The organism is Micromonospora sp. NPDC051924 (assembly GCF_055586005.1).
Map to the genome: position 1 here is coordinate 100,388 of NZ_JBVJJA010000016.1, position 21,588 is coordinate 121,975.

A 21,588-nucleotide genomic window follows, 5' to 3' on the forward strand; every position below is an offset into this window, starting at 1 on the left:
TGAATCAGTGGCCACCGCGGCCGGGGTGGTGGCCACTGCGGCGGGGGGTGGGGGGACGGGTGGCGTGGCGGCCGAGGAGGAGGGCGTACGCCAGGAAGGCGAGCCAGACCGTGGCGCCCACCGCGATCCGGACGGCGGCCGGTACCGGCGCCGGGGTCACGAACGCCTCCAACAACGCGGAGACCGCGAAGAGCCCGACCAGGCCGGCGGCCACCACGATCGCGGAACGTCCCGCCTCGGCGACCGCCCGGCCCCGGCTCAGGTGCGCCGGCGGGGCGATCCACGCCCACGCGGTCCGCAGCCCGACCCCGGCCGCGACGAAGATCCCGGTGAGTTCCAGCAGCCCGTGCGGAGTGATCAGGCCGAAGAAGACGTCGGCCCGGCCGTACGAGATCATCACGCCGCCGACCACGCCGATGTTCAGCGCGTTCTGCCACAGCAGCCAGAACACCGGCACCACCAGCACTCCGGAGGCGAGGCACTGCGCGGCCAGCCAGGCGTTGTGCGTCCAGAGGTGGAACGCGAAGGTGGGCGCGGCGAACTCGGTGTAGTAGCCGGCGAAGCCGGAGTCGACGAGGTCCTTCGCGGCGTCCTCGCCGATGAACGCGGCGGCGCTGTCCGGGTGACCGGCGACGAACCAGATGAGGAAGCCGCTGAGCGCGCTGAACCCGGTGGCCACCGCACACCACCAGGGCCAGGCCTGGTAGAGGGCGGCCGGGAGGTCGGCCAGGACGAACCGGCGGACCGCCGCCCAGGACGGGCGGGGCCGGCCGGTGATCCGGGCGCGGGCGGCCAGCACGAGGTGCGACAGCCGGTTGACCAGCGCCGGGTCGGGCGAGCGGCTGCGCAGCGCGGACAGGTGCGTGGCGGCCCGCTGATAGAGCGCCACCAGCTCGTCGACCTCGGTCGCGTCCAGCTTGCGCCGGCCGGTCAGCTGCTCCAGCCGTCGCCACTCGGCGCCGTGCTCCGCCACGTACGCGTCGAGATCCACCCTGCACCGTTACCTTTCAGTGCGCTCTAGTGAGCACATGGTTGGTAGTCCCGCCTTGCGGTGGGACGGTCCCGGTCTGACCGGCGGGTGCCGTGCCGGGTTCACGTTTCACAGCCGCCTGCCCGCGTTGGCGGGTCTTCCGGTCGGCTCCACGTGCTGCCACCGGGCCACTCCCGGCGGTGTCGGCTTGGGCCGCCAGGGCGGCCAGGTTGAGCGAGGCGTTGCGGTCGCGGTCTGTGACCAGGCCGCACGTCTGGCAGTGGTAGGTGCGCTCGGACAGGGCCAGCTTGGTTTTCACCGTGCCGCAGCCCGAGCAGGTTTTCGTGGACGGGTACCAGCGGTCGGCCACGATCAGACGGCCGCCGCTCCACTGGGTTTTGTACGTGAGCTGCCGGCGCAGTTCGGCGAATCCGGCGTCGGCGATGTGCCTGGCGAGTCGCCGGTTGGCGAGCATGCCGGTGACGTTGAGGTCTTCGACCACGATCGTGGCGTGCTCGCGGGCCAGTCGGGTGGTGAGCTTGTGCAGCCCGTCGCGGCGCAGGTTCGCCACCCGGGCGTGGGCGCGGCCGAGCCTGTTCGCGGCGCGCTGCCAACGGTGGGAGGGGCAGCGGCCGGTTGCGCGGTCCGGGCCGGTCTTGCGCGACAGCGCCCGGCCGAGGTGCCGCAGGCGCTGCTGGGCAGCGCTCAGGTGACGCGGGTTGGGCTCCGTTTCGCCAGTGGACAGCACGGCAAGGTTCGTGACGCCGACGTCGACTCCGATCGTCGAGTCGGGCCGCATCGGTCGGCGTTCGGCTCGCTCGACCTCGACGGTGAACGCGACGTGCCACCGGCCGCCGTCGCGCCGGACGGTCGCGGACATGATCCGGGCGGTGCCGTTGTCAAGGCGGCGGGCCAACTTGCGGGCCGACTCGTGCAGCTTCAACCGTCCCAGCCGCGGCAGCACCACATGCGTGCGGTCCGGCTCCACGCGGATCGTTCCCGTGGTGAACCGCACGCTGGGCGTGGTGCGGCGGCGGGACTTGAACCGAGGGAACCCGACCGGCCGGCCGGCCCGCTTACCCGTCCGGGAGTCCGACCAGTTCCTCAACGCCCGAGCCAGCGCATCGAGGCCGGTGTTGAACGCCTCCTTCGAACACTCGGCCCACCACGGCGCAACGTCCTGCTTGGCGGCGTTCCACGCCTTGCGCAGCGCGGGCAGCGACCACGAGATAGCCGGGGTGAGCTGGCCATCCGGAACATCGTAAGTGCGTTCAGCGGCCCTCTGGTCCATGATGGCTTTGACCCGGGCCAGCGCCCAGTTGTGCGCAACCCGGGCGGCCCCGGCGTGCGCGAGCACGTCGCGTTCCTGCCCGCGGGTGAGATCAAGGGCGAACCGGTACGCCTGGATCGTCTTCACACCGTGCCCCTGGTGGCAGCTTCGATGGCACGGCGGGCTCGGTCCACGGCGGCGCGGCGCCCGTACAAGCCGGCGCACCACGACGTCAGGATCTCGGCTACGTCGCGCACGAGGTCGTCGTCCACCTCGGCGGGTCGACCACGAGCAGGCGGCGGCCCTGCGCCGCGAGAGCGGCTTCCACATACTCGGCACCGAAGCGGGCGAACCGGTCTCGGTGCTCGACCACGATCGTGGCCACGGCCGGGTCGCGCAGCAGCGCGAGGAACTTCTTACGGTGCCCGTCGAGCGCCGAGCCCACCTCGGTCACCACCCGGTCGACGGCGAGGTGCTGCCCGGTCGCCCACATCGTGACCCGGGCGACCTGCCGGTCCAGATCCGCCTTCTGATCAGCCGACGAGACCCGGGCGTACACCACGACCTGCCCGGCGTCCGGGACCGCGCCGGTCACCGGTTCACCGACCATGATGAGCCGGCCAAGCCGATACGTCGGAACGGGCAGCATTCCAGCCGCGTACTGCCGCCGCGCGGTCACATACGAGATACCGCTGGCCGCCGCCCACTCCTTCAAGTTCACTGCGGTAACTATAGGGCGCTAGATGTCGCTAAGGACCTCCGACACGCCTGTTTACCCCCGTTCGGCGCTGATGGTGTTCACTGTCGGGGTGCGCGCGCAACCTCCCCCACCGATCGGTTGGGCCGACGCCGGTCTGGTCAGCGGCGAGGCGGTCGAGTTGGACGTCCGGGCGGCCCGGCTCGGCTCCCGGGTGCTCGCCCTGCTGATCGACCTGCTGGCCCAGCTCGTGGTGGCGATGCTGCTGTCGGCCGTGCTGTCGGTGCTGCTCCTGCTCGTCCTGCCGGACAACCTGGTGGACGCCGCCCTGGAGGGGGCGTTGCAGACCGTGCTGCTCGTCCTCGTGCTGGTCGGCTACCCGGTGCTGATGGAGCGCTTCGCCAGCGGGCGGACGCTGGGCAAGCTCGCCGTGGGGTTGCGGGTGGTCCGCGCCGACGGCGGACCGGTCGGCGTCGGCCAGTCGCTGACCCGGGCCCTGGTGGGTGTCGCCGTGGAGTGGCCGGGGCTGGTGCTGCCGCTGCTGAGCTGGGCGGCGAGCGTGACCGTCATGCTGAGCGACCCGCGGGGCCGGCGCCTGGGCGACCTGGTCGCCGGCACGCTGGTGGTGCACACCCGCAGCGCCGGGGTGTTCCGGCCGCTGCCGCCGGCCGTGCCACCGCTGCTCGCCTGGGCGAGCACGCTGGACCTGACCCGGGTGGACGACGGGTTGGCGCTGGCCGTCCGGCAGTACCTGGGCCGGGTGCACCAGCTCGCCGAGCCGGACCGCAGCCTGCTCGGGCGGGGACTCTGGGCCGAGGTGGCGGCGCGGACCTCGCCGCCGCCCCCGTGGGCCGCGCCGGAGGCCGCGTACCTGGCGGCGGTGCTGGCCGAGCGGCACCGCCGGGCCGCGTACCGGCTGGGGCGCACCCGGGCTGTCACCGCCACGCTCTGGCCGGAGCTGGCCCCCACCCCGGTCCCGACGCCGGTCGCCGCCCCGCCGCCGGTCGCCGCGACCGGGTTGCGGCCCGCCGTGCCCACCCAGCCCGATCCGGTACGCGGGCAGCCCGCCCCGCTCGACGCCGAGCACTGAGATCGTGCTCGGTCAGGGAGGGATGACCGCGAGACCACCCTCCCGGATCGAGCACGACCATGCGGGGCCGGCCGGCCGCTGACGGTCAGGAGAAGAGCGCGCGGCCCCACCAGTCGGCGGCGTCGCGGACGCCCGGCGGGCAGGCGAACAGCCCGCTGGAGACGTGCCGCAGGTACTCGTTCATCGCGTCGTGCCGGGACAGCCGGGTCTGGATCGGCACGAACTGCTTGTGCGGGTCCCGTTGGTACGCGATGAAGAAGAGCCCGGCGTCGAGCCGGCCCAGCCCGTCCGAGCCGTCCACGAAGTTGTAGCCCCGGCGCAGCAGGTGCGCGCCGTTGTTCTGCTGCGGGTGGGCGAGCCGGACGTGCGAGGTCTCGGCGATCACCGGCTGGCCGTCGTCGCCCTTCGCGGCGAAGTCCGGCTCGTCGAACTCGTCGCGCCGGCCAAGCGGGGCGCCGCTGCCCTTGGTCCGGCCGATGATCTGCTCCTGCTCGGCCAGGGAGCTGCGGTCCCAGGTCTCGATCTGCATCCGGATCTTGCGGGTGACCAGGTACGACCCGCCGGTCATCCAGTCCGGCCCGTCGCCCGGCTGCGACCAGAGCTGCTCCCGGAGCAGGTTGGCCTCCTCGGCTTTGAGGTTGGCGGTGCCGTCCTTGAAGCCGAACAGGTTGCGCGGGGTGGCCTGGTCCCGCGAGGTCGACGAGGTACGCCCGAACCCGAGCTGCGACCAGCGGACGCTGACCACGCCCATGCCGATCCGGGCCAGGTTGCGGATGGCGTGCACCGCCACCTGCGGGTCGTTGGCGCAGGCCTGGACGCAGATGTCCCCGCCGGAGAGCTCCGGCTTGAGCGCGTCCCCGGCGAAGTGCGGCAGGTCGGCCAGCGCGGCGGGGCGCTTGTCGGCGATGCCGAACCGGTCCTTGCCCTGCGCGTCGCGGAACAGCGTCGGGCCGAAGCCGACGGTGATGGTGAGCTGCGACGGCGGCAGGCCGAGCGCCTCGCCGGTGTCGTCCGGCGGCGCCTCCGGCACACCGTCGACGGCGCCGATCAGGCCGGCGTCCTTGCCGGCGGTCATCCGGGCCGCGGCGGCTGTCCAGTCCTGGAGCAGCGCGACCAGCTTCGCCCGGTCCTTGGTGATCACGTCGAACGCGACGAAGTGCAGCCGGTCCTGGGCCGGGGTGGTGATGCCGGCCTGGTGCTCGCCGTGGAACGGCACCGCCCCGGCGGCCACGTCGTTGCCCGTGGCGTGGTCGCCGCCGCGGACCAGCGCGGTGGCGCCGGCCGCCACCCCGGCCACACCGGCGACGCCGACCCCGGCCAGGGTGATGGCCCGCCGCCGGGACATCCCGGTCCCGGTGGCGGCGTCGGTGCTCGGCTCGCTCATCGCGTCACCTGCGGTCGCGGTGCTCATCGGGCGACGACCGCGGCGACCTTGCTGATCGGCTCGGCGAGCGCGTTGATGCTGTCCGACAGCTCCTTCAGCTCAGCCTTGCTGAGCTGGGTGTGCAGCTTCCAGTCGTCGCCGGCGCGGTGCTTGCCGAGGGTGGCCTCGACGCTGGCGAATTCGGTGTCGAGCTGCTTGACCAGCTCGGGCGAGCGCTGCTCGAGGGCCGGGCGGAGCGCCGCGATCGCCGCCTTCGAGCCCTCCAGGTTGGCGTTGAAGTCCCAGAGGTCGGTGTGCGAGTAGCGCTCCTCCTCGCCGGTGATCTTGCCGCTGGCGACCTCGTCGAGGAGGGCCTTCGCGCCGTTGGCGAGCTGGAGGGGGGTGAGCTTCTCGGCGTTCGCCTTGGCGACGATCGCCTTCACGTCGGTGAGCAGCTGGTCGGCGATCGCGCCGTCCTTGCTGACGTCACCGGTGGTCCACAGGTCCTTCTCGATCCGGTGGAAGCCGGTGAACTCCATGCCCTCTTCGACGACCTCCTCGCGGCCGTCGATCTTCGGGTCGAGGTCGCCGAAGCTCTCCGCGACCGGCTCGATCCGCTCCCAGTAGGTGCGGGCCACCGGGTAGAGCGCCTTGGCCTTGGGCACGTCGTTGGCCTTGACCGCGGCCACGAACTCCTCGGTCTTCGTCAGCAGCGCGGCGGTCTGGCTCTGCACGTACCGCTGGTAGCTGGCGGTCGCCTCGGTCAGGGCGGCGTCCGGCGCCACGCTCGCGGCGGTGCCGCTGACCTTCAGCGCGGCCCGGATGCCCCGGCCGCTCATGCCGGGCTTGCAGGCCGTCTCGTACGTCCCCGCGGGCAGCTCGACCCGCAGCTCGCGGCTCAGGCCGGGGGCGATGTTCTCCACCTCGCCCATCACCCGGTCGCCGGCGGCGTAGACGTAGAACTCGTTGACCTTGGAGCCCGAGTTGGTCACCTTGAACGTCACCTGGCCGGCCTGGACCTCGGTGGTGGCCACCTCGCAGGCGCTGTCGGTGGCCTTGACCACGATCGGGCCGCCGACCGTCGTGTCCGACTTGTCGTCGCCGCCCCCGCACCCGGCCAGACCGGCCACGGCGAGCATCCCGGCGGCAGCGGGCACGATGAATCGAGTGGTACGCATCGGTACGGTTTCTCCTCGGAAAACGGTCGGTCAGGCGCGCTGCGGCGTGGTGGGGGTGTCGGTCGCCACCGGGCCGGCCGGGGCGGCGGCCTCGGCGGCCGCCTCGGCCTCGGCGGCCGGCGGGGCGACCGGGGTGTCAGCCGGCTTGGCGGGGGCGGCCGGCTTGCGCAGGAAGAGCACCAGCACCGGCACCGCGTATGCCACCCAGGCGACCACCTCGAGCACGCTCGGCGTGGCGGTGATGTTGAACATGCCGCTGAGCAGCGCCGCGTACCAGGTGCTCGGGTCGAGCACCGCGGAGATGTCGAAGGCGTGGGCGTTCAGGCCGGGCAGCACGCCGGCCTCCTGGAAGTCGTGCACGCCGTACTTGAAGATGCCGGCGGCGACCAGGATCAGCAGTGCGCCGGTCCAGGTGAAGAACTTGCTCAGGTTGAGCTTCAGGGCGCTGCGGTAGAGCAGGAAGCCGAGCACCACGGCGGTGAGGATGCCACCGACCAGGGCGAGCATGGCGTTGCGACCGGCGCCGCCGGTGCTCTGCGCGGCGGAGTAGAAGATCAGCGCGGTCTCCAGGCCCTCCCGGATGACCGCGAGGAAGGCCATGCCGGCCACCGCGAACGCGCCGACGGCCAGCGCGTCGGACAGCTTGCCCCGCAGCTCACCGGCGATGCTCCGGGCGGCCTTGCGCATCCAGAAGATCATCCAGGTGACGAAGACGACGGCGGCCACGGAGGTGATCGCGTCGAAGAGTTCGCGCGACTCGGAGGTCTGCAGCAACGAGGTCGAGGTGTACTCGATCAGCCAGCCGAAGAACACCGACAGCACCACGGCTGCGGCGACGCCGAGCCACACGTGCGGTAGCCGGTTGCGTCGGTCCGACTTGACCAGGAACGCGACCAGGATGCTGACCACCAGGGTCGCTTCCAGGCCCTCGCGCAGGCCGATCAGGTACGTGGCGAACATCAGGTACTCCGTCGTTTGGTTAGGCACGCCTCAGTTAACTTAGGGCAGCCATACCTTCCCCCTGACCCGGGCCCGCCGTCAAGTCGTTCACGACAACGTCACCCTGGTCGGCGGGGATCCGACACCCGCCGGCCATCCCAGCTTTCCGCCCTGGTGGCGAGGGTCACCAGGGCCATCCGGCCCCACCTGGGCACCGGGAGCCGGCGCGGCGCGCCGGGGCCGGCGGGTGCCCGCGTACGCGAAAGGGACCGGGACGGCCGCGCGGCGGCCGACCCCGGTCCCCTCCGGGCGTGACTCAGTACCGGTAGTGCTCCGGCTTGAACGGGCCCTCCTGCGACACGCCGAGGTACGCGGCCTGCTCCTTGCTGAGGGTGGTCAGCTTGGCGCCGAGCGCGTCCAGGTGCAGCCGGGCGACCTTCTCGTCCAGGTGCTTGGGGAGCACGTACACGCCGACCGGGTAGTCGTCGGTCTTGGTGAAGAGCTCGATCTGCGCGATGGTCTGGTTGGCGAACGAGTTCGACATCACGAAGCTCGGGTGGCCGGTGGCGTTGCCCAGGTTCAGCAGGCGACCCTCGGAGAGCACGATGATGGCGTGGCCGTCGCTGAACCGCCAGACGTCGACCTGCGGCTTGATGTTCTCCCGGGTGACGTCCGAGCGCTTCGCCAGGCCGGCCATGTCGATCTCGTTGTCGAAGTGGCCGATGTTGCCGACGATCGCCTGGTGCTTCATCCGGGCCATGTGCTCGTTGGTGATGACGTCGAAGCAGCCGGTGGCGGTGATGAAGATGTCGGCCTGCTCGACCACGTCGTCCAGGGTGGCGACCTGGTAGCCGTCCATGGCCGCCTGGAGCGCGCAGATCGGGTCGACCTCGGTCACCACGACCCGGGCGCCCTGCCCGCGCAGCGACTCGGCGCAGCCCTTGCCCACGTCGCCGTAGCCGAGCACGACCGCCATCTTGCCGCCGATCAGCACGTCGGTGGCCCGGTTGATGCCGTCGATGAGCGAGTGGCGGCAGCCGTACTTGTTGTCGAACTTGCTCTTGGTCACCGAGTCGTTGACGTTGATGGCCGGGAAGAGCAGGGTGCCGGCGCGGTGCATCTCGTAGAGCCGGTGCACGCCGGTGGTGGTCTCCTCGGTCACGCCCTTGATGCCGGCGGCGATCCGGGTCCAGCGCTGCCCGTCCTCGGCGAGCGAGCGGTGCAGGAGCTTGAGGATGACCGCGTACTCCTCGGAGTCGGCGGACTCGACCGGCGGGACGACGCCGGCCTTCTCGAACTCGGCACCCTTGTGGACGAGCAGGGTGGCGTCGCCGCCGTCGTCCAGGATCATGTTCGGGCCCTGCCCGTCCGGCCAGGTGAGCACCTGCTCGGTGCACCACCAGTACTCCTCCAGGCTCTCGCCCTTCCACGCGTAGACCGGGACGCCGGCCGGGGCCTCGGGGGTGCCGTCCCGGCCGACCACGATCGCGGCGGCGGCGTGATCCTGGGTAGAGAAGATGTTGCAGGATGCCCAGCGGACCTGCGCGCCGAGCGCGACCAGGGTCTCGATCAGGACGGCGGTCTGGATGGTCATGTGCAGCGAGCCGGTGATGCGGGCGCCGGCGAGCGGCTGGGCGTCGGCGAACTCACGCCGGATCGCCATCAGGCCGGGCATCTCGTGCTCGGCGAGCTGGATCTCCTTGCGCCCGAACGCGGCGAGCGACAGATCCGCCACCTTGTAGTCGCCCTCGGCGAGGGTGCTCGGCCGGGCCTCGGACGACGCGCCGCTGGGGGCCGCCGGGAGGGTGCTGGTCATGGAAGCTCCTGTCGAACGATGTGGTGCGCAGCCTTCCACCTTACGCTCGCGACCCAGCCGGACCGTGCCCGGTCGGCGGACGGCGCAAGGCTTCCGGACCCGGACAGCGCACGGGGCGGTCGGTCATGAACGGACTCTCCGCCCACGGCCCGGCCGCCCCGTGCATCCCCCCGGTTTGGTTCCCCGCGCGTCACCGGACCTTCGTCGCGACAACGCTGCGTACCCATAGAGTCACACTGCGCGAGGGGGTCGTCAAGCCATTCCGGAAAAGTCGGACTTGGTAAGTCGGGGCGGCGTCCGCCCGTCAGCGCAGGCCGCAGGTGGCGACGTACCCCTCGCCCTCACCGCCGACCACCAGCGCACCGCCGGCCGCGGTGCCCACCGCCGCCTGGCCCGGCCCCAGGGTGACCGTGCCCACCCCGTCGTCCACGGTGAGCTTGCCGGCCCGGCAGAGCACCACCCGCGGACCCGGCAGCGCCAGCCGCACCCCCGCGCCGCCGGCCGTCACCTCGACCCGGTGCAGCGCGAAGTCGTCCACCGGCACCGGCCAGGTCAGCACGCCCGGCGCCACCGGCACCGGGGCCACCACCGGCTCGTCGAGCACCTCGAAACACAGCACCCGCAGCAGCTCGTCCACGTCGACCCGCTTCGGCGTGAGACCGCCGCGCAGCACGTTGTCGCTGGCCGCCATGATCTCCACACCGGTGCCCCGCAGGTAGGCGTGCAGGTTGCCGGCCGGCATCCAGATCGCCTCGCCCGGCGCCAGCCGCACGTGGTGCAGCAGCAGCGCCACCAGCACCCCCGGGTCGGCCGGGTAGTCGACCGCCAGGGCCCGCGCCAGCACCGCGTCAGAGCCGGCGGCCTCCACCGACAGCACCCCCGCCACGAGCCCGGCACGCTCCGCCTCGGGCCAGCTCAGCAGCAGGCGTACGGCCTCCCGCAGCCCCGCCGGCCCGGTCCGCAGCGCCGCCACCACCGGCTCCAGCGCGGGTACGCCGAACGCCGCGATCGCCGCCGCCGACTCCGCCGGGTCGCGGAACCCGCAGAGTGCCTCGAACTCGCTCAACGCGACCAGCAGCTCCGGCTTGTGGTACGGGTCCACGTAGTTGACCCGACCCGGGTCGGCCGCGTGCCCCGCCCGGGCCTGCTCGGCGTCCGGGTGCGCCTGCAGGCTCAGCGGGGCGTCCGCGGCCAGCACCTTGAGCAGGAACGGCAACCGGGTGCCGAACCGGCCGACCAGCCGCTCGCCCAGCCAGTGCGCCGGCTCGGCGACCAGCAGGTCGGTGAGGCTCACCGGGCTGCCGTCCCGGTCCACCGTGGCCGGCGCGCCCGGGTGGGCGCCCAGCCACAGCTCGGCCTCCGGCCCGTCGCTCGGCACCGGGCGCCCCTGCAACTCGGCGATCGCGGTGCGGGAGCCCCAGGCGTAGTCCCGGATCTGGCCCTGCAGCAGCTCCACGGTCAGCTCCCGGGCCGGCCGGCCACCTCGTCGGCCGCGGCCCCCGGCTGCGGGTCGGTGGCCTCCGGCTGCGGCACCGCCGTGTGCGACGCCTGGCCGGTGCCGGCCCGGTCCGCCGCCGCGCTGTAGATGTCCGGCTCCAGGTAGATGATCCGGGCGATCGGCACCGCATCGCGGATCCGCGCCTCCACGGCGTTGATGCCCCGGGCCAGCTGCTCGGCGCTGTCGCACGGCGACACCGCGACCTTCGCGGCCACCATCAGCTCCTCCGGGCCCAGGTAGAGCGTCTTCATGTGGATGATCCGCTCCACCTCCGGACCGTCCGTGACGGCCCGCTGGATCGCGGCCAGTTCCTTCGGGTCGGCGCCCTCGCCCAGCAGCAGGCTCTTGGTCTCGATCGCCAGGGTCAGCGCGATGATCACCAGCAGCACGCCGATCATCGCGGTGCCGGCGGCGTCCCAGATGCCGTTCCCGGTGATCAGCGTCATCCCCACGCCGAACAGCGCGAAGACCAGACCGATCAGCGCGCCGAAGTCCTCCAGCAGCACCACCGGCAGCTCCGGCGCCTTGGCTCGGCGGATGAACCGGATCCAGGACTGGCTGCCCCGGATCAGGTTGGACTCCTTGATCGCGGTCCGGAACGAGAAGCCCTCCATGGCGATCGCGATCACCAGGACGGTCACCGGCACCCACTGCCAGCTGGTGATCGGCTCCGGGTGCTGCGCCTTGTGGTACGCCTCGTAGAGCGCGAACAGGCCACCGACGCTGAACAGCACGATCGCCACGATAAAGGCGTAGATGTAGCGCTCCCGGCCGTACCCGAAGGGGTGCTCCGGGGTGGCCTCCCGCTTGGCCCGGCGGCCGCCGAGCAGCAGCAGGCCCTGGTTGCCGGAGTCGGCGACCGAGTGGATCGACTCGGCCAGCATCGACGAGGAGCCGGTCAGCAGGAACGCGATGAACTTGGTGACGGCGATGCCGATGTTGGCCGCCAGGGCGGCGATGATCGCCTTCGTCCCACCGTTGGCGCTCACTGGTTGGCCAGCTCCTTCATCTCCGTGATGGCCGGCACGGCCATCGGGTCCAGCCCATGTGCCAGGGCGAGGTAGATCGAGGCGAAGTCCGGGACCGCCATCAGCGAGGCGAGCCGCTCCAGCGCGGAACCGCCCTCGGCGGTCACCACGTCGCAGCGCACCCCACGCCGCTCGGCGAGGGTCTGCACGGCGTCGGCCCGGCGCTCCTCCACCGCGAGCGGCTCGTCGGTGTCGTCCTCCGCGTTCAGGCCGCCGTCGCGCAACAGCACCAGCCGCAACCGGGTGCTGTCGCCATCGCCCTCGTCCGGGTCGGCGAAGATGTCCCGCTCCCCCTCGGCCAGGCCACCGAACACGCCGTCGAGCAGGCCGACCCGGCCCCGGCCCGCCTCGCCCAGCGCCCCGGTGACCACCGGGTAGCGGGCGTTGGCCGAGAGCGTGTCACCGAACCGACGGGCGGCCACGGTGGCCAGCGGGGACGAGCCCCAGACGATCGGGATCGACCCGGCCAGGCCGAGCGCGAGAGACTTCGCCGGGTTGACGAAGGACTCGGCCGTGGGGCGGCACCGGTCGGCGTCCGCGTCCAGCCGGGCCGCCGTCTCGGCCAGGTCCGCCTCGTTGACCTTCACCAGCCCGAGCGTACGGGCGGCCAGCAGCACCGGCACGGTGAGCGCCCAGAGACTGGCCCGGGCCGGGGCCCGGCGGGGCACCGGGATGAACGGCGCCCGGGCCCGCTCAGCCACCGACTGGAGCTGGGAGTCCGGCGCGCCGACCGCGACCAGGCGGGCGCCCCGCCGGTGGGCGGCCTCGGCGGCGCCCAGCGCCTCGGGACTGCGGCCGGAGGCGCTCACCGCGATGACCACGTCCGCCGCGCCCACCCAGCCCGGCACGCCGGCGCTACGGTGCGGGATCACCGGCACGGGGCAGCGCGGCCCGGCCACCGTGGCCAGCACGTCACCGGTACGCCCGGCGGTGCCGATGCCGGCGATGACCACCGCGCGGGGTCGACCCTCGTCGGCCAGCACGCTCAGGTTCGCCTCGGCGGCCAGCGCCGCCGACTCGCGCACCTGGGCGCCGCCGGAGGCGGTGAACCGGAGCATGCCGCCCGGATCCTGCTCGGCCAGCAGCTCCGGGTTGTCCAGCAGCGACTCGTCGGCGTGCCGGTGCCCGCTGACCCCGGCCGTACCCTCCATCACGGCTGCGTCGCCGCGGGACCGCCGCGCGCCTCGTCCAGCAGCAGCACCGGCACGTCGTCGCGCACCTCGAAGATCCGACCACACTCGGTGCAGGTCAGGGTCTGCGCCTGCGCGTCGTAGTCGAGCGGGGCGTGGTGTGTGTCCGGGCAGGCGAGGATCTCGAGCAACTGCGGGTCCAGGGCCACGGCGCGGCTCCTTCCACGTATGCGGTCTCACCGGTCGGCGGTGCCAGCCGGCGCACGCGATCTTATCGGCGAACCGACGCGGGCACCGTGCCACGTCTCAGCACCAACGGCACCCGCCGGCTGCTGCGGCGGCCACCCGGTCAGGTCGTCACCACACACCGTCACCGTAACGCCCGGTGAGCGGCCGGGCGCGGGCTCAGCGGGGCGGGTGGGGCAGCACGGTGGTCGGGTCCGGACCCGCAGCCGGTGGCTCGCCATCCGGCCGGTCCGCGCCGGCGGAGGCGCCGTACACGTTGCCGGTGGGACGGGGGGTCGCGGACCCGCCGTAGACGGTCGGGGTGGCCGGCTGCTGCCCGTACCCCTGACCGACCGGACCGCCGGCGCGATACGTGGTGCCGCCGGTGGCGCGCGGCAGCGGGACCTGCGGGTACGCGCCCTGCTCGTCGGCCTTCTCCGCGCGGTTGCGGCGGACCAGCAGCGCGATCAGGGCGGCGCCGACGAGCACCAGCAGGATGCCGAACCACATGATGGGAGAACCTCCGGAGGAACTGTCGGCCGCGGCGGAGCTGGCCCCGGCGGCCGGGTCGAGCGCGGCGCCCACGGCCGAACTGGTGTCGTCGGCGCTCGGGGCGATCGCCGCGGCACTCGGGGTCGGCGTCGGTTTCCGCGTCGGCGTCGGCGAGGGCGTCGGGACCTTCGCCCCGCCCACCACCCGCGCCGCCGCGCCGGCCCGGCCGATCAGCCGACCGACGGCGGTGGTCGCCTCGCCGACCACGGTCAGCCGACCGCCGGGCGCGCCGGCCAGGAAGGCGACCCGGTATCGGACCGTCCTGCTCTTGCCCTTGCAGAGCGTCGGCTCGGCCGGCGAGGTACGGGCCGTAACGACCCTGCCGACGCCGCCGGAAACGGGCAGCGGCCACCACCGGCCGCCGCTGTTGACCTGCGCCTGGACCTGCTCGGGTCGGACACCCTCGAGCTGCAACTCCAAGGCGGTGCGGAGCATGACGCAGCCGTCGGTGCGCTTGCGCACCTCGACCGCGACGGTGCCCGGAGACCCGCCGACCGTGAAGCTGCTCGCCGACCGCACCTCCACCCGGTCGCCGTCGGCCAGCGCCGGGGACGCCGCGACGGCCAAAAGGCCGCCCAGCATCGCGCCGACCGTGGCCACCCGCGCCGCGTGCCGCCTCATCGACATCTCCACCTCACCGTTCCGCCCCTGCCGGGTCCGCCGGTAGGTTACTACCGGGCCGGTGTGGTACCCGCGCATTGAACGCTCACCATGTGCGCCGCGACACGCCGGATCGCCCCGTTCACCATCCGCGCAGCTCCCGCCACCCGGTTCGACCGGCGGCGACCCGGTTCGATCGGCGGCGGCCTTGGCAGGTCTCGGAGCTCTGCCGCAGTCGGGTCCCGGCCGCGCAGTCAGGCGGGGGCGGCGGCCAGAGCCTGGCGGCACAGGCGGTCGGCGGTGCGGGTGGTCTCGGGCAGCCGGTACCGCGGCGTCAACGCCAGCACCCGGTCCACCGCGTTGGCCAGGCTCATCCGGTGGCCGACGCTGACGAACACCGGTTTGACCCCGTCCCGGGTACGCAGCACCCGGCCGACCACCTCGCCGGCGTCCTCCAGCGGGCTCCAGTCGCCCCGCCGCGGCCCCGGCTCGGCCCACCCGCCGACCAGCGGCGTCTTCCCCACCCCGATCGCGGGCAGTCCGGTGACCAGGCCGAGATGGCAGGCCAACCCGAACCGGCGCGGGTGTGCCAGCCCGTGCCCGTCGCAGACCAGCAGGTCGGGCCGGACGGTCAGCCGGTCCAGGGCGTCCAGCAGCGCGGGCAACTCCCGGAAGGCGAAGAGCCCCGGCACGTACCCGAAGGCCGGCCGGCCCACGTTCACCGCCTCGTCCACCACGGCCAAGGTGGCGGCGTCGAGCACGGTCACGGCCGCCGCCAGCCGGTCACCGCTCTCCGCGTACGCGACGTCCAGGCCGGCCACCGTCGCGGGCGCGGTCGGACCCGGCCCGACCAGGTCCACCCGCGAGCGCAACTCCTCCTGTACGCGCAGCGCCTCCGCGGTGTCGGCCGGCGGCACGTAGCGGACCGCGCCCGGTTCCGCTACCCCGGCCAGCGGCTGCCACTCCGCCTGTCTTCCGCCTGCCGGCTGCCCGCGCGTCACCTTCGGTCGGGCCCCCGGCGGGCCCGGCTGAAGGCGATCCCGAAGATCACCCCGACGCCGATGCCCACCGCGATCCCGGCGACCCCACCGATGGTGAGCCAGCCGATCACCAATCCGAGCACGATCCCCGCCACCCAGAGGAGGGCCAGGCGCCGATTCGGCGAACTCGTCATGCGCTCACCGTAGCCAGCGACGGTCGCCTCACGCCGGCTCTCCCGAGCTCGCCTCGATCGCGGCGCGAGTCTCCGCGACCCAGCCGAGCACGCCGTGTGCGTCGGCGGCTGCGGCGGCGGCCGTAGCCTCGTCGAGCAGGCCGCGGGCTCCGTCCAGGTCGCCGGTCCCGGCCGCGAACTGGGCCAGGGTGAGCAGGTTCGCCGCGACCCCGGGCCGGAAGTCGAGTTCCCGGCGCAGCCGGGTGGACTCCGCCACGAGGGCGCGGGCGTCGTCGGTCCGCCCGGCGTCCCACTCCCGGAAGGCCAGGTGCCGCAGCACGTACGACAGGGTCAACGTGTCGCCGGCCCGCGTGGCCAGCTCGCGGGCGCGGGCGAACACCGGGGCAGCGGCCTCGCCGTCACCGCGGACCACCTGGTGCACGCAGCCCACCAGGAAGATCGCCTCACCCTCACCGCGTACGTCGCCGAGTTGCCGATACAGCTCGGCCGCCCGCTCGAACAGCTCCAGCTCGCGTGGATCCTCGACCCGCTCCATCAGGTAGCGGGCATGCAGCACCCGACCCCGGGCGAGCGTGAGATCCGCCTCGACCGAGTCCAGCATTCGGTCAGCCGTGGCCAACGCGCCGCTGTCGCCTCCGAACGTCGCCCGCTCGTACAACTCCCGGGCCCGGACGATCCGGTCCGCCGTCGCCATCCCCACTCCCCCGGCCACCGTCACTGACCGATACGGCCGTCGATCCGCTCACGCAGCAGGTCGGCGTGGCCGTTGTGCCGGGCGTACTCCTCGATCATGTGGACCAGCAGCTCGCGCAGCGAGATCGTCAGATCGCCCCGATGCCCCTTGACGCCCAGGTCGGCGGCCTCGGCAACGAACCGGTCGGCGTACGCGACCTCCGCCCGCCAGGTCGCCCACGCCTCCTCGACCACCGTCGGGTCGGCCACCGCGCCGTCAAAGTCGCCGTCCGGGTCCGCCTCGGTGCACCAGATCCGGGGCGCGTCCTCGCCCGCCATGGTGCGGCGGAACCAGCCCCGCTCCACCTCGGCAAGATGCCGCACCAGCCCGAGCAGCGACATCGTCGAGGGCGGTACGGACCGGCGCGCCAACTGTTCGGCGTCAAGGTTCGCGCACTTGAGTTCCAGCGTGAGGCGCTGGTCCCGCAGGTAGTTGACCAGGACGTTCGACTCGTCGTCGAACCCGCCGTCGGACCGCGGGTCGTCGTCGGGGTGGACGAACATGTCCTCCCAGCCGAACCGGCGCTGTTGGTTCCCGCTGCTGGTACGCGCGTCAGCCATGCCCGGACCCTTGTCCTCGGGTCCGGGCGCCCGCAACGCATTTCCGTGGTGTGGCCAGCCTCAGGAGGTCGCGGAGGCGATGGTCGGGTCGGCGCCGGGGTCGCCGGCCTGCTGCAACTGCTCCTCGAACATCACGAACGTCCTCCGCCGGATGCCCGCGATCAGCGCCTGCTCCTGCGGGGTGGGGTAACGGCGCTCCATCCGAATGGTGTCCTGCAGCGCTTCCACGGTCTGGTAGAGAGCAAAGACCGGGCCCTCACCACCCAGATGCCGGCCGCGCTCCTGCTCGGTAAGCCAGACGAAATCGTCCCGCGAAATCTCGTAGATCTCCTCTCCGCTGCCGGCGAAGAGCGCTCTGTCGATCAGGTTGTTGGCCGGCTCCCAGCCGCCGGTGTCATCGGACAGACGCCATCCGGCGACACCCCCTGCAGGCGTCTCGACGAGCTTCAGAGAGGAGCCGTAGTACTCGAAGAACCTCGGGAGTCCCATACTCGTCACTACTGCCATCCTTCCGGCATCCTCCCGAGTCCTTCATCAAGGGCCCTCTGGTAGGCGTCCTGCGCCCGCTGCAGCAGGCCATCCCAGATCGCCTTCTCCACCTTCGTCAGAGGCCGTCCATCGGACTCGGACAAGATCTCCAGATCCCGCCGGACCTCGTACAGGGGATGCTCCCACCTGGCCACGCGTTCCAATGGCCGCAGCTGTAGCCGAAGTTCAGCGACATGCCCATTCGGCATATCCAAGTTGAGCAACACGTCGCGATACCCACTGCTTTGCGGCGATTGGAACCGATCCTTGATACTGAGTATCCGTACCGTCGGATCGGCAGCCAACTGACTCAGCGCTCGATATACGTCGTCTAGCTGGTCGAATTCCACCTTCGCACCAGCCAGATCCTTCAACTGAGAAGCGTCATTGCGATATTCGACCAGCTTGTCCATCACCCGGTCACGCTTCTTCGGCTCGGTTCGCCAGCCCGGGTGCCCGCGGTCACCCGCGACCTGGATCGCGAGGCTGTTCAGCTGCAGCTGCGCCTCTGCCGCATCGGCGTAGAGCTTCTCCAGGTAGGCGAGCCGGTAGCCGTCGTCATCCTTCCGGGTTTGGTCGAAGCCGAGTTGCAGGGGTCGTTGTCTACGACTGCGTACGGCGGCACTTGTCGCCCGCTGTTCGGATGTCAACGGCGTCGGGCCTGGCACCGGATCCTCATTGCGAATCAACGCCTCCGGGCCCCGCTCGGCGATGTCCCTCAGGACGTCACCGAGAACCTCAATCGCCTCCTGATCGCGTGCCAACTGGTGCAGCGTCACCGGTCTGGCTAGCAGTGAGTTCGCCAGGTCCGGAGTTGACAGCACCATCCGCGCCAAGTGCGGCCGCTGGGCGAGCTGGTGCACCAGCGTCTCCGCCAGCAAGGGCTCACCCCGCCGCGGCGCCTCCCAGGTCTGGTCGAGCATCTGCTGGACCCGCGGGTCGCCGAGCAGCCGCGCCACGTCGCCGGCCGCCGACTCGTCCAGCTCCGGTACCAGCCGCCGCAGCGCCGGTGAATCGAGGTGCTGCGCCAACTCAACCGGCGTCACCCCGGCGGCGAAAATCTGCTCCAGGCTTCCGCAGTTGGCGATGGCGTCCCGGACGTAGAGCCCAGCCGCTATCCGCTCGGCATGGGCGTCGCGGTGCTGTTTCCACAGGTCCTCAGGAGTCGGCTTGGCCGTGCTCCCAGGTGGCGGCGGGTCGCCGGACCGGTGGAATGTCGTGTCCTCGCCGAGCAGGTACACGTGGTTAAAGTCCGGCGAATCCGCCTCGCCGTCGTCGGTTGCCGGCGGTGCGGGCGGCCGGGGCGACTCGGGTGGCTCCCGCAGCTTGGGCAACACGTTGTAGATGCCGGGCGGTCGGCCGGCCAGCGGCATCGGACGGCCGTCCGGGCCGAGTACCAGCGCGTCGATCGCCGCCGTGTTGTGGGAGTGCGCCACCCCACTGTGCGTGTAGAGCGGACGATCCCAGACGGAGCCGTTCTGCGGATCCAGGTAGAGCACTGTGCCGTTCTGGTTCAGCGCCACCCATGCGTGGGAACCGCCGCCTTCGTAGCTGGTGATGAGAAAGGCGTAGCTGCCGTGCCCGCCGCCGAGCAACTGCCCGTGCAGGTCGCGGTAGCCGCGCTCGACCCGCTGCCGCGCTTCGAGATCACTCGTCGGTGCTGGTTCAGCGCACAGGTTCTGGAACCAGCCGCCGGTGACCTCCTCGACCCGCTTCGGCCCGTCCCGCTCGCCGTCGACCGGCGAGCGGACGTCGCCCTGGAGGTAGCCGTCGAAGGTACGCGGGGCGGAGACCCGGGGGCGGCCGTGCATCCAGGTCTCGTAGAGCGACAGGGTGCAGTCGAGGCAGTTGATGCCACGGGCCGCATCCGCTTCCGGGCCACCGTCGTTCGCCACCTTGAACCAGCCGCCATACCGGGGATCAGCGGTACGCACGACGCTGCCGTCCGGGTTACGCGGCATCTGCCGCTCCAGATCGGTCTGGTGCAGCGCGAGCGGAGGTCGCAGGCCACCGCGTACGCCGTAGCGACGGGTGCGATCGATCGGTGGCGGGTGGCCATCACCGGTCAGCGCCGAAAGGTCGGGCGTCTCCACGGCGCCGAGCGCGAGATCGGCGACGTCGTCATTGATCCGGTCGAAGTCGGACCGGGCCTCGATCCGCACCTCGTCGGGCACCACCGATCCGGCAAGGACCTGCTGGGCCAGCTCGCGAAGTTCGTAGCTTTCCCTGCTCGACTCGTAGGCTTCCCGGCGATACCTCTCCGCGCGCAGCCCACGGCCGGTGCGTCCGCACTCCGCTGCTTGGGCGTCCCACTCGTTGGCCCGCTCTTCGTGGTAATCGGCCCGCTCGCGCAGCCACTCCGCTCTTTGTCGGCGCCGGTTCTCCTCGTACCACTCCCGTTGCGACTGGAGGTAGCTCTGGTAGCGACGTCGGTCGAGGGCCTCCCGGTCGGCCGCGAGCCGGGCGGCCCGCTCCTCGGAACTGATCCGGGGCGGCGGCAGCGGATCGAACGGGCCGGGGAACGCGGGCGACGGGTCGTGGGCCGGCGGACGTGGTGCCGGGGCCAGCGACTCCAGCAGCGGAAAGCGGGGATTCGGCGTCGGCCGGGCGTCCTGGCCGGGGGCCGACGGCGCGGTGACCGGGTCCACTGCTGGTCGGACGTGCGGGTGCGACGACGGCACGGTCGACGGCTCGGCCGGTGGCGTCGCAACGCTGGCGGGGACGGCGTGGAGGGGTCCCGGCACCGGCGGGTGGGACTGCGGCGCGACGGGCGTGGCGACCGGCGCTGTCACGCTCGCCTGGGCCGGTGCTGACTGGCTGGACGTGCCGAGGTCCGCCGCTGCGGGGCTGTGGAGAGGACCGGGTCTCGGGTCGCCGGCGAGCGGATGGGTGACGGAGAGCGGCGACTCGATGGTGACCGAGGAGAGCGTGGGGCTGGCCGATGCTTCGACGCGGGGCCGGTGGGCGTCGAGGTCTCCGGCCGGATGCTCGAAGGTCGGGGCGACGCCCGCCTGGCCTTCGAGGTCGACCGGTGAGCGTCGAAGTTCCCCAACCCCGCCGTCCTGCGGCAGATGGTCGGCTGTGGCAGGAACCTGGTCCTGCGCGGCAACGACCGGCCCGGTCAGATCGGAGGTCCGCTGGGAGGGCATCACGCCGGCCGCATCACTCATATCCCCTGATGGCAGGGCGAGGTCCATCGGCTGCGTGAGACCGGCCAGCTTGCCGTCGAGCCGGTGGTGCATCGCCGCGTCGGCCTGGCCGGTGGCCGACCCGCTGGCCCCGGAAACCGCCGCCCGGGCCAGATCCTCCAGCGACACGCCCTGCCCGGTGGCCAGGCCCGCAGCGCTCTCGGCCAGGGTTTCGCCGGCCATCTCCCGGCCGAGGTGCTCGCCGATCTGCGGGAACCGCCCGTGCGCGTGCCCGCCCAGGCCGGCAAGGGGCGCCACCGCGCCGCCGGCGAAGCCACCGAGCCCGGACATCCCCGCCTCGGTCAGGTCGATGTCGTCGCGGCGGCCGGTGGAGTTCTGGTACGCCTGCGTCGCCAGGTTGGTGCCGGCCTCCTGCCCGGCCTCGATCAGGCCGCCGACGAGGGCCCGACGGGCCAACCTGCGTGCGCCGCTCTTTACGGCCTCCTTCGCGGCCCGTTCGCCGGCCTCCTTCAGTCCTTCCTTGACGGCCTTACGGGCCAACTGCGCCACGAGCCGCTTGAAGATCTGCTGCACCGCCACCCGGCTGGCAGCGGTGGCCGCGCCGACGGCCGGCGAGGCGACGCCGGCGGTGGCCACGGTCAGCACCGCCAGCGACAGCAGCTCGATGACCAGGATGCCCAGCTCGATCCAGGCCTCGAGCTTGGCGCCCTCGATGTCGCACCCGCAGGACTCGACGACCTTGCCCAGTTCGCCGGTGAAGTCGAGCACGGCGTGCAGCGGGGCGTCCTCACCCTCGCCGACCTTGTGCCAGGCGATGTCGAAGGTCTTCGCGACCAGGCCGATGCCGCCGTATCCACTGCGCACCTCGCCCGCCGCGGTGATCGCGTCGTTCCGCGGGATGCCGAGCACGTCGGCGACGCCGTACCACTGGTCGGCGAGGTCCCAGACGGCCCGCTCGTCACCCTCCGGCCACTCCACTCCGACGACCCAGTCGAGTGCCTCGTAGATCCAGCCCGGGACGTCCCAAGGGCAGTAGTCGAGTGGATGCGGGATCGGGCTGGGCAGCAGAGTCACGCGCGCATCCTCCG

Annotated in this window: 18 protein-coding genes and 1 pseudogene; 1 reads left to right on the top strand and 18 read right to left on the bottom strand. The window is 72.4% G+C overall.

The window, feature by feature from the left end:
* Positions 1-4: 4 nt before the first annotated feature.
* The 3 genes and pseudogenes from ACZ6S5_RS15370 to ACZ6S5_RS15380 form a co-directional block, all read right to left on the bottom strand.
* Positions 5-991, bottom strand: a complete 987-nt coding sequence (locus ACZ6S5_RS15370; protein ID WP_466000768.1) for a stage II sporulation protein M — start codon at positions 989-991, stop codon at positions 5-7.
* A gap of 16 nt (positions 992-1,007) precedes the next feature.
* Positions 1,008-2,387: an IS607 family element RNA-guided endonuclease TnpB gene (tnpB, locus tag ACZ6S5_RS15375; protein ID WP_466000769.1), complete on the bottom strand. Its 1,380-nt coding sequence runs from the start codon at positions 2,385-2,387 to the stop codon at positions 1,008-1,010.
* Positions 2,384-2,961: pseudogene (locus ACZ6S5_RS15380) on the bottom strand (IS607 family transposase). The gene tnpB and the pseudogene ACZ6S5_RS15380 overlap by 4 nt, the downstream one beginning before the upstream one ends.
* An 88-nt stretch (positions 2,962-3,049) precedes the next feature.
* On the opposite strand from ACZ6S5_RS15380, the gene ACZ6S5_RS15385 reads away from it, so the two are divergent.
* The gene (locus tag ACZ6S5_RS15385) at positions 3,050-4,027 is read left to right on the top strand and encodes an RDD family protein (protein ID WP_466000770.1); all 978 of its coding nucleotides are present in this window, start codon (positions 3,050-3,052) and stop codon (positions 4,025-4,027) included.
* Between the two features lie 85 nt (positions 4,028-4,112).
* Here the strand turns inward: ACZ6S5_RS15385 and efeB are convergent, their stop codons facing one another.
* From efeB to ACZ6S5_RS15460, 15 genes are all read right to left on the bottom strand, one after another.
* The gene (gene efeB, locus ACZ6S5_RS15390; protein WP_466000771.1) at positions 4,113-5,411 is read right to left on the bottom strand and encodes an iron uptake transporter deferrochelatase/peroxidase subunit; all 1,299 of its coding nucleotides are present in this window, start codon (positions 5,409-5,411) and stop codon (positions 4,113-4,115) included.
* 23 nt (positions 5,412-5,434) lie between these two features.
* The gene (efeO, locus tag ACZ6S5_RS15395) at positions 5,435-6,568 is read right to left on the bottom strand and encodes an iron uptake system protein EfeO (RefSeq protein ID WP_466000772.1); all 1,134 of its coding nucleotides are present in this window, start codon (positions 6,566-6,568) and stop codon (positions 5,435-5,437) included.
* Between the two features lie 30 nt (positions 6,569-6,598).
* On the bottom strand, positions 6,599-7,528 hold the full coding sequence (gene efeU / locus ACZ6S5_RS15400) for an iron uptake transporter permease EfeU (RefSeq protein WP_466000773.1): 930 nt from the start codon (positions 7,526-7,528) through the stop codon (positions 6,599-6,601).
* 295 nt (positions 7,529-7,823) lie between these two features.
* The gene (ahcY, locus tag ACZ6S5_RS15405) at positions 7,824-9,323 is read right to left on the bottom strand and encodes an adenosylhomocysteinase (RefSeq protein ID WP_466000774.1); all 1,500 of its coding nucleotides are present in this window, start codon (positions 9,321-9,323) and stop codon (positions 7,824-7,826) included.
* Positions 9,324-9,627: 304 nt separating this feature from the next.
* A complete protein-coding gene (gene manA, locus ACZ6S5_RS15410; protein ID WP_466000775.1) occupies positions 9,628-10,779 on the bottom strand; it encodes a mannose-6-phosphate isomerase, class I in 1,152 nt (383 codons plus the stop codon).
* A 2-nt stretch (positions 10,780-10,781) separates the two neighbouring features.
* On the bottom strand, positions 10,782-11,810 hold the full coding sequence (locus tag ACZ6S5_RS15415; RefSeq protein ID WP_466000776.1) for a cation diffusion facilitator family transporter: 1,029 nt from the start codon (positions 11,808-11,810) through the stop codon (positions 10,782-10,784).
* A complete protein-coding gene (locus ACZ6S5_RS15420) occupies positions 11,807-13,003 on the bottom strand; it encodes an SIS domain-containing protein (RefSeq protein WP_466000777.1) in 1,197 nt (398 codons plus the stop codon). The genes ACZ6S5_RS15415 and ACZ6S5_RS15420 overlap by 4 nt, the downstream gene beginning before the upstream one ends.
* Positions 13,000-13,188 (bottom strand): Trm112 family protein, encoded by a 189-nt coding sequence (locus tag ACZ6S5_RS15425; protein WP_466000778.1) that lies wholly within the window; start codon positions 13,186-13,188, stop codon positions 13,000-13,002. Before ACZ6S5_RS15425 ends, ACZ6S5_RS15420 begins: the two co-directional genes overlap by 4 nt.
* Before the next feature lie 196 nt (positions 13,189-13,384).
* Complete coding sequence (locus tag ACZ6S5_RS15430) at positions 13,385-14,377, bottom strand: hypothetical protein (protein ID WP_466000779.1); 993 nt, start codon at positions 14,375-14,377, stop codon at positions 13,385-13,387.
* Positions 14,378-14,610: 233 nt separating this feature from the next.
* Positions 14,611-15,309, bottom strand: coding sequence for a deoxyribonuclease V (nfi, locus tag ACZ6S5_RS15435; RefSeq protein WP_466000831.1), 699 nt, complete (start codon positions 15,307-15,309; stop codon positions 14,611-14,613).
* Positions 15,310-15,353: 44 nt separating this feature from the next.
* On the bottom strand, positions 15,354-15,530 hold the full coding sequence (locus tag ACZ6S5_RS15440) for a hypothetical protein (RefSeq protein ID WP_466000780.1): 177 nt from the start codon (positions 15,528-15,530) through the stop codon (positions 15,354-15,356).
* A gap of 28 nt (positions 15,531-15,558) precedes the next feature.
* Entirely contained in the window at positions 15,559-16,224 is a 666-nt protein-coding gene (locus tag ACZ6S5_RS15445) for a tetratricopeptide repeat protein (RefSeq protein WP_466000781.1), read from the bottom strand.
* Positions 16,225-16,244: 20 nt separating this feature from the next.
* Positions 16,245-16,823: a DinB family protein gene (locus ACZ6S5_RS15450; RefSeq protein ID WP_466000782.1), complete on the bottom strand. Its 579-nt coding sequence runs from the start codon at positions 16,821-16,823 to the stop codon at positions 16,245-16,247.
* Positions 16,824-16,883: 60 nt separating this feature from the next.
* Positions 16,884-17,330, bottom strand: a complete 447-nt coding sequence (locus tag ACZ6S5_RS15455) for a hypothetical protein (protein WP_466000783.1) — start codon at positions 17,328-17,330, stop codon at positions 16,884-16,886.
* Positions 17,321-21,574, bottom strand: coding sequence for a toxin glutamine deamidase domain-containing protein (locus tag ACZ6S5_RS15460; protein WP_466000784.1), 4,254 nt, complete (start codon positions 21,572-21,574; stop codon positions 17,321-17,323). Before ACZ6S5_RS15460 ends, ACZ6S5_RS15455 begins: the two co-directional genes overlap by 10 nt.
* Positions 21,575-21,588: the final 14 nt, after the last annotated feature.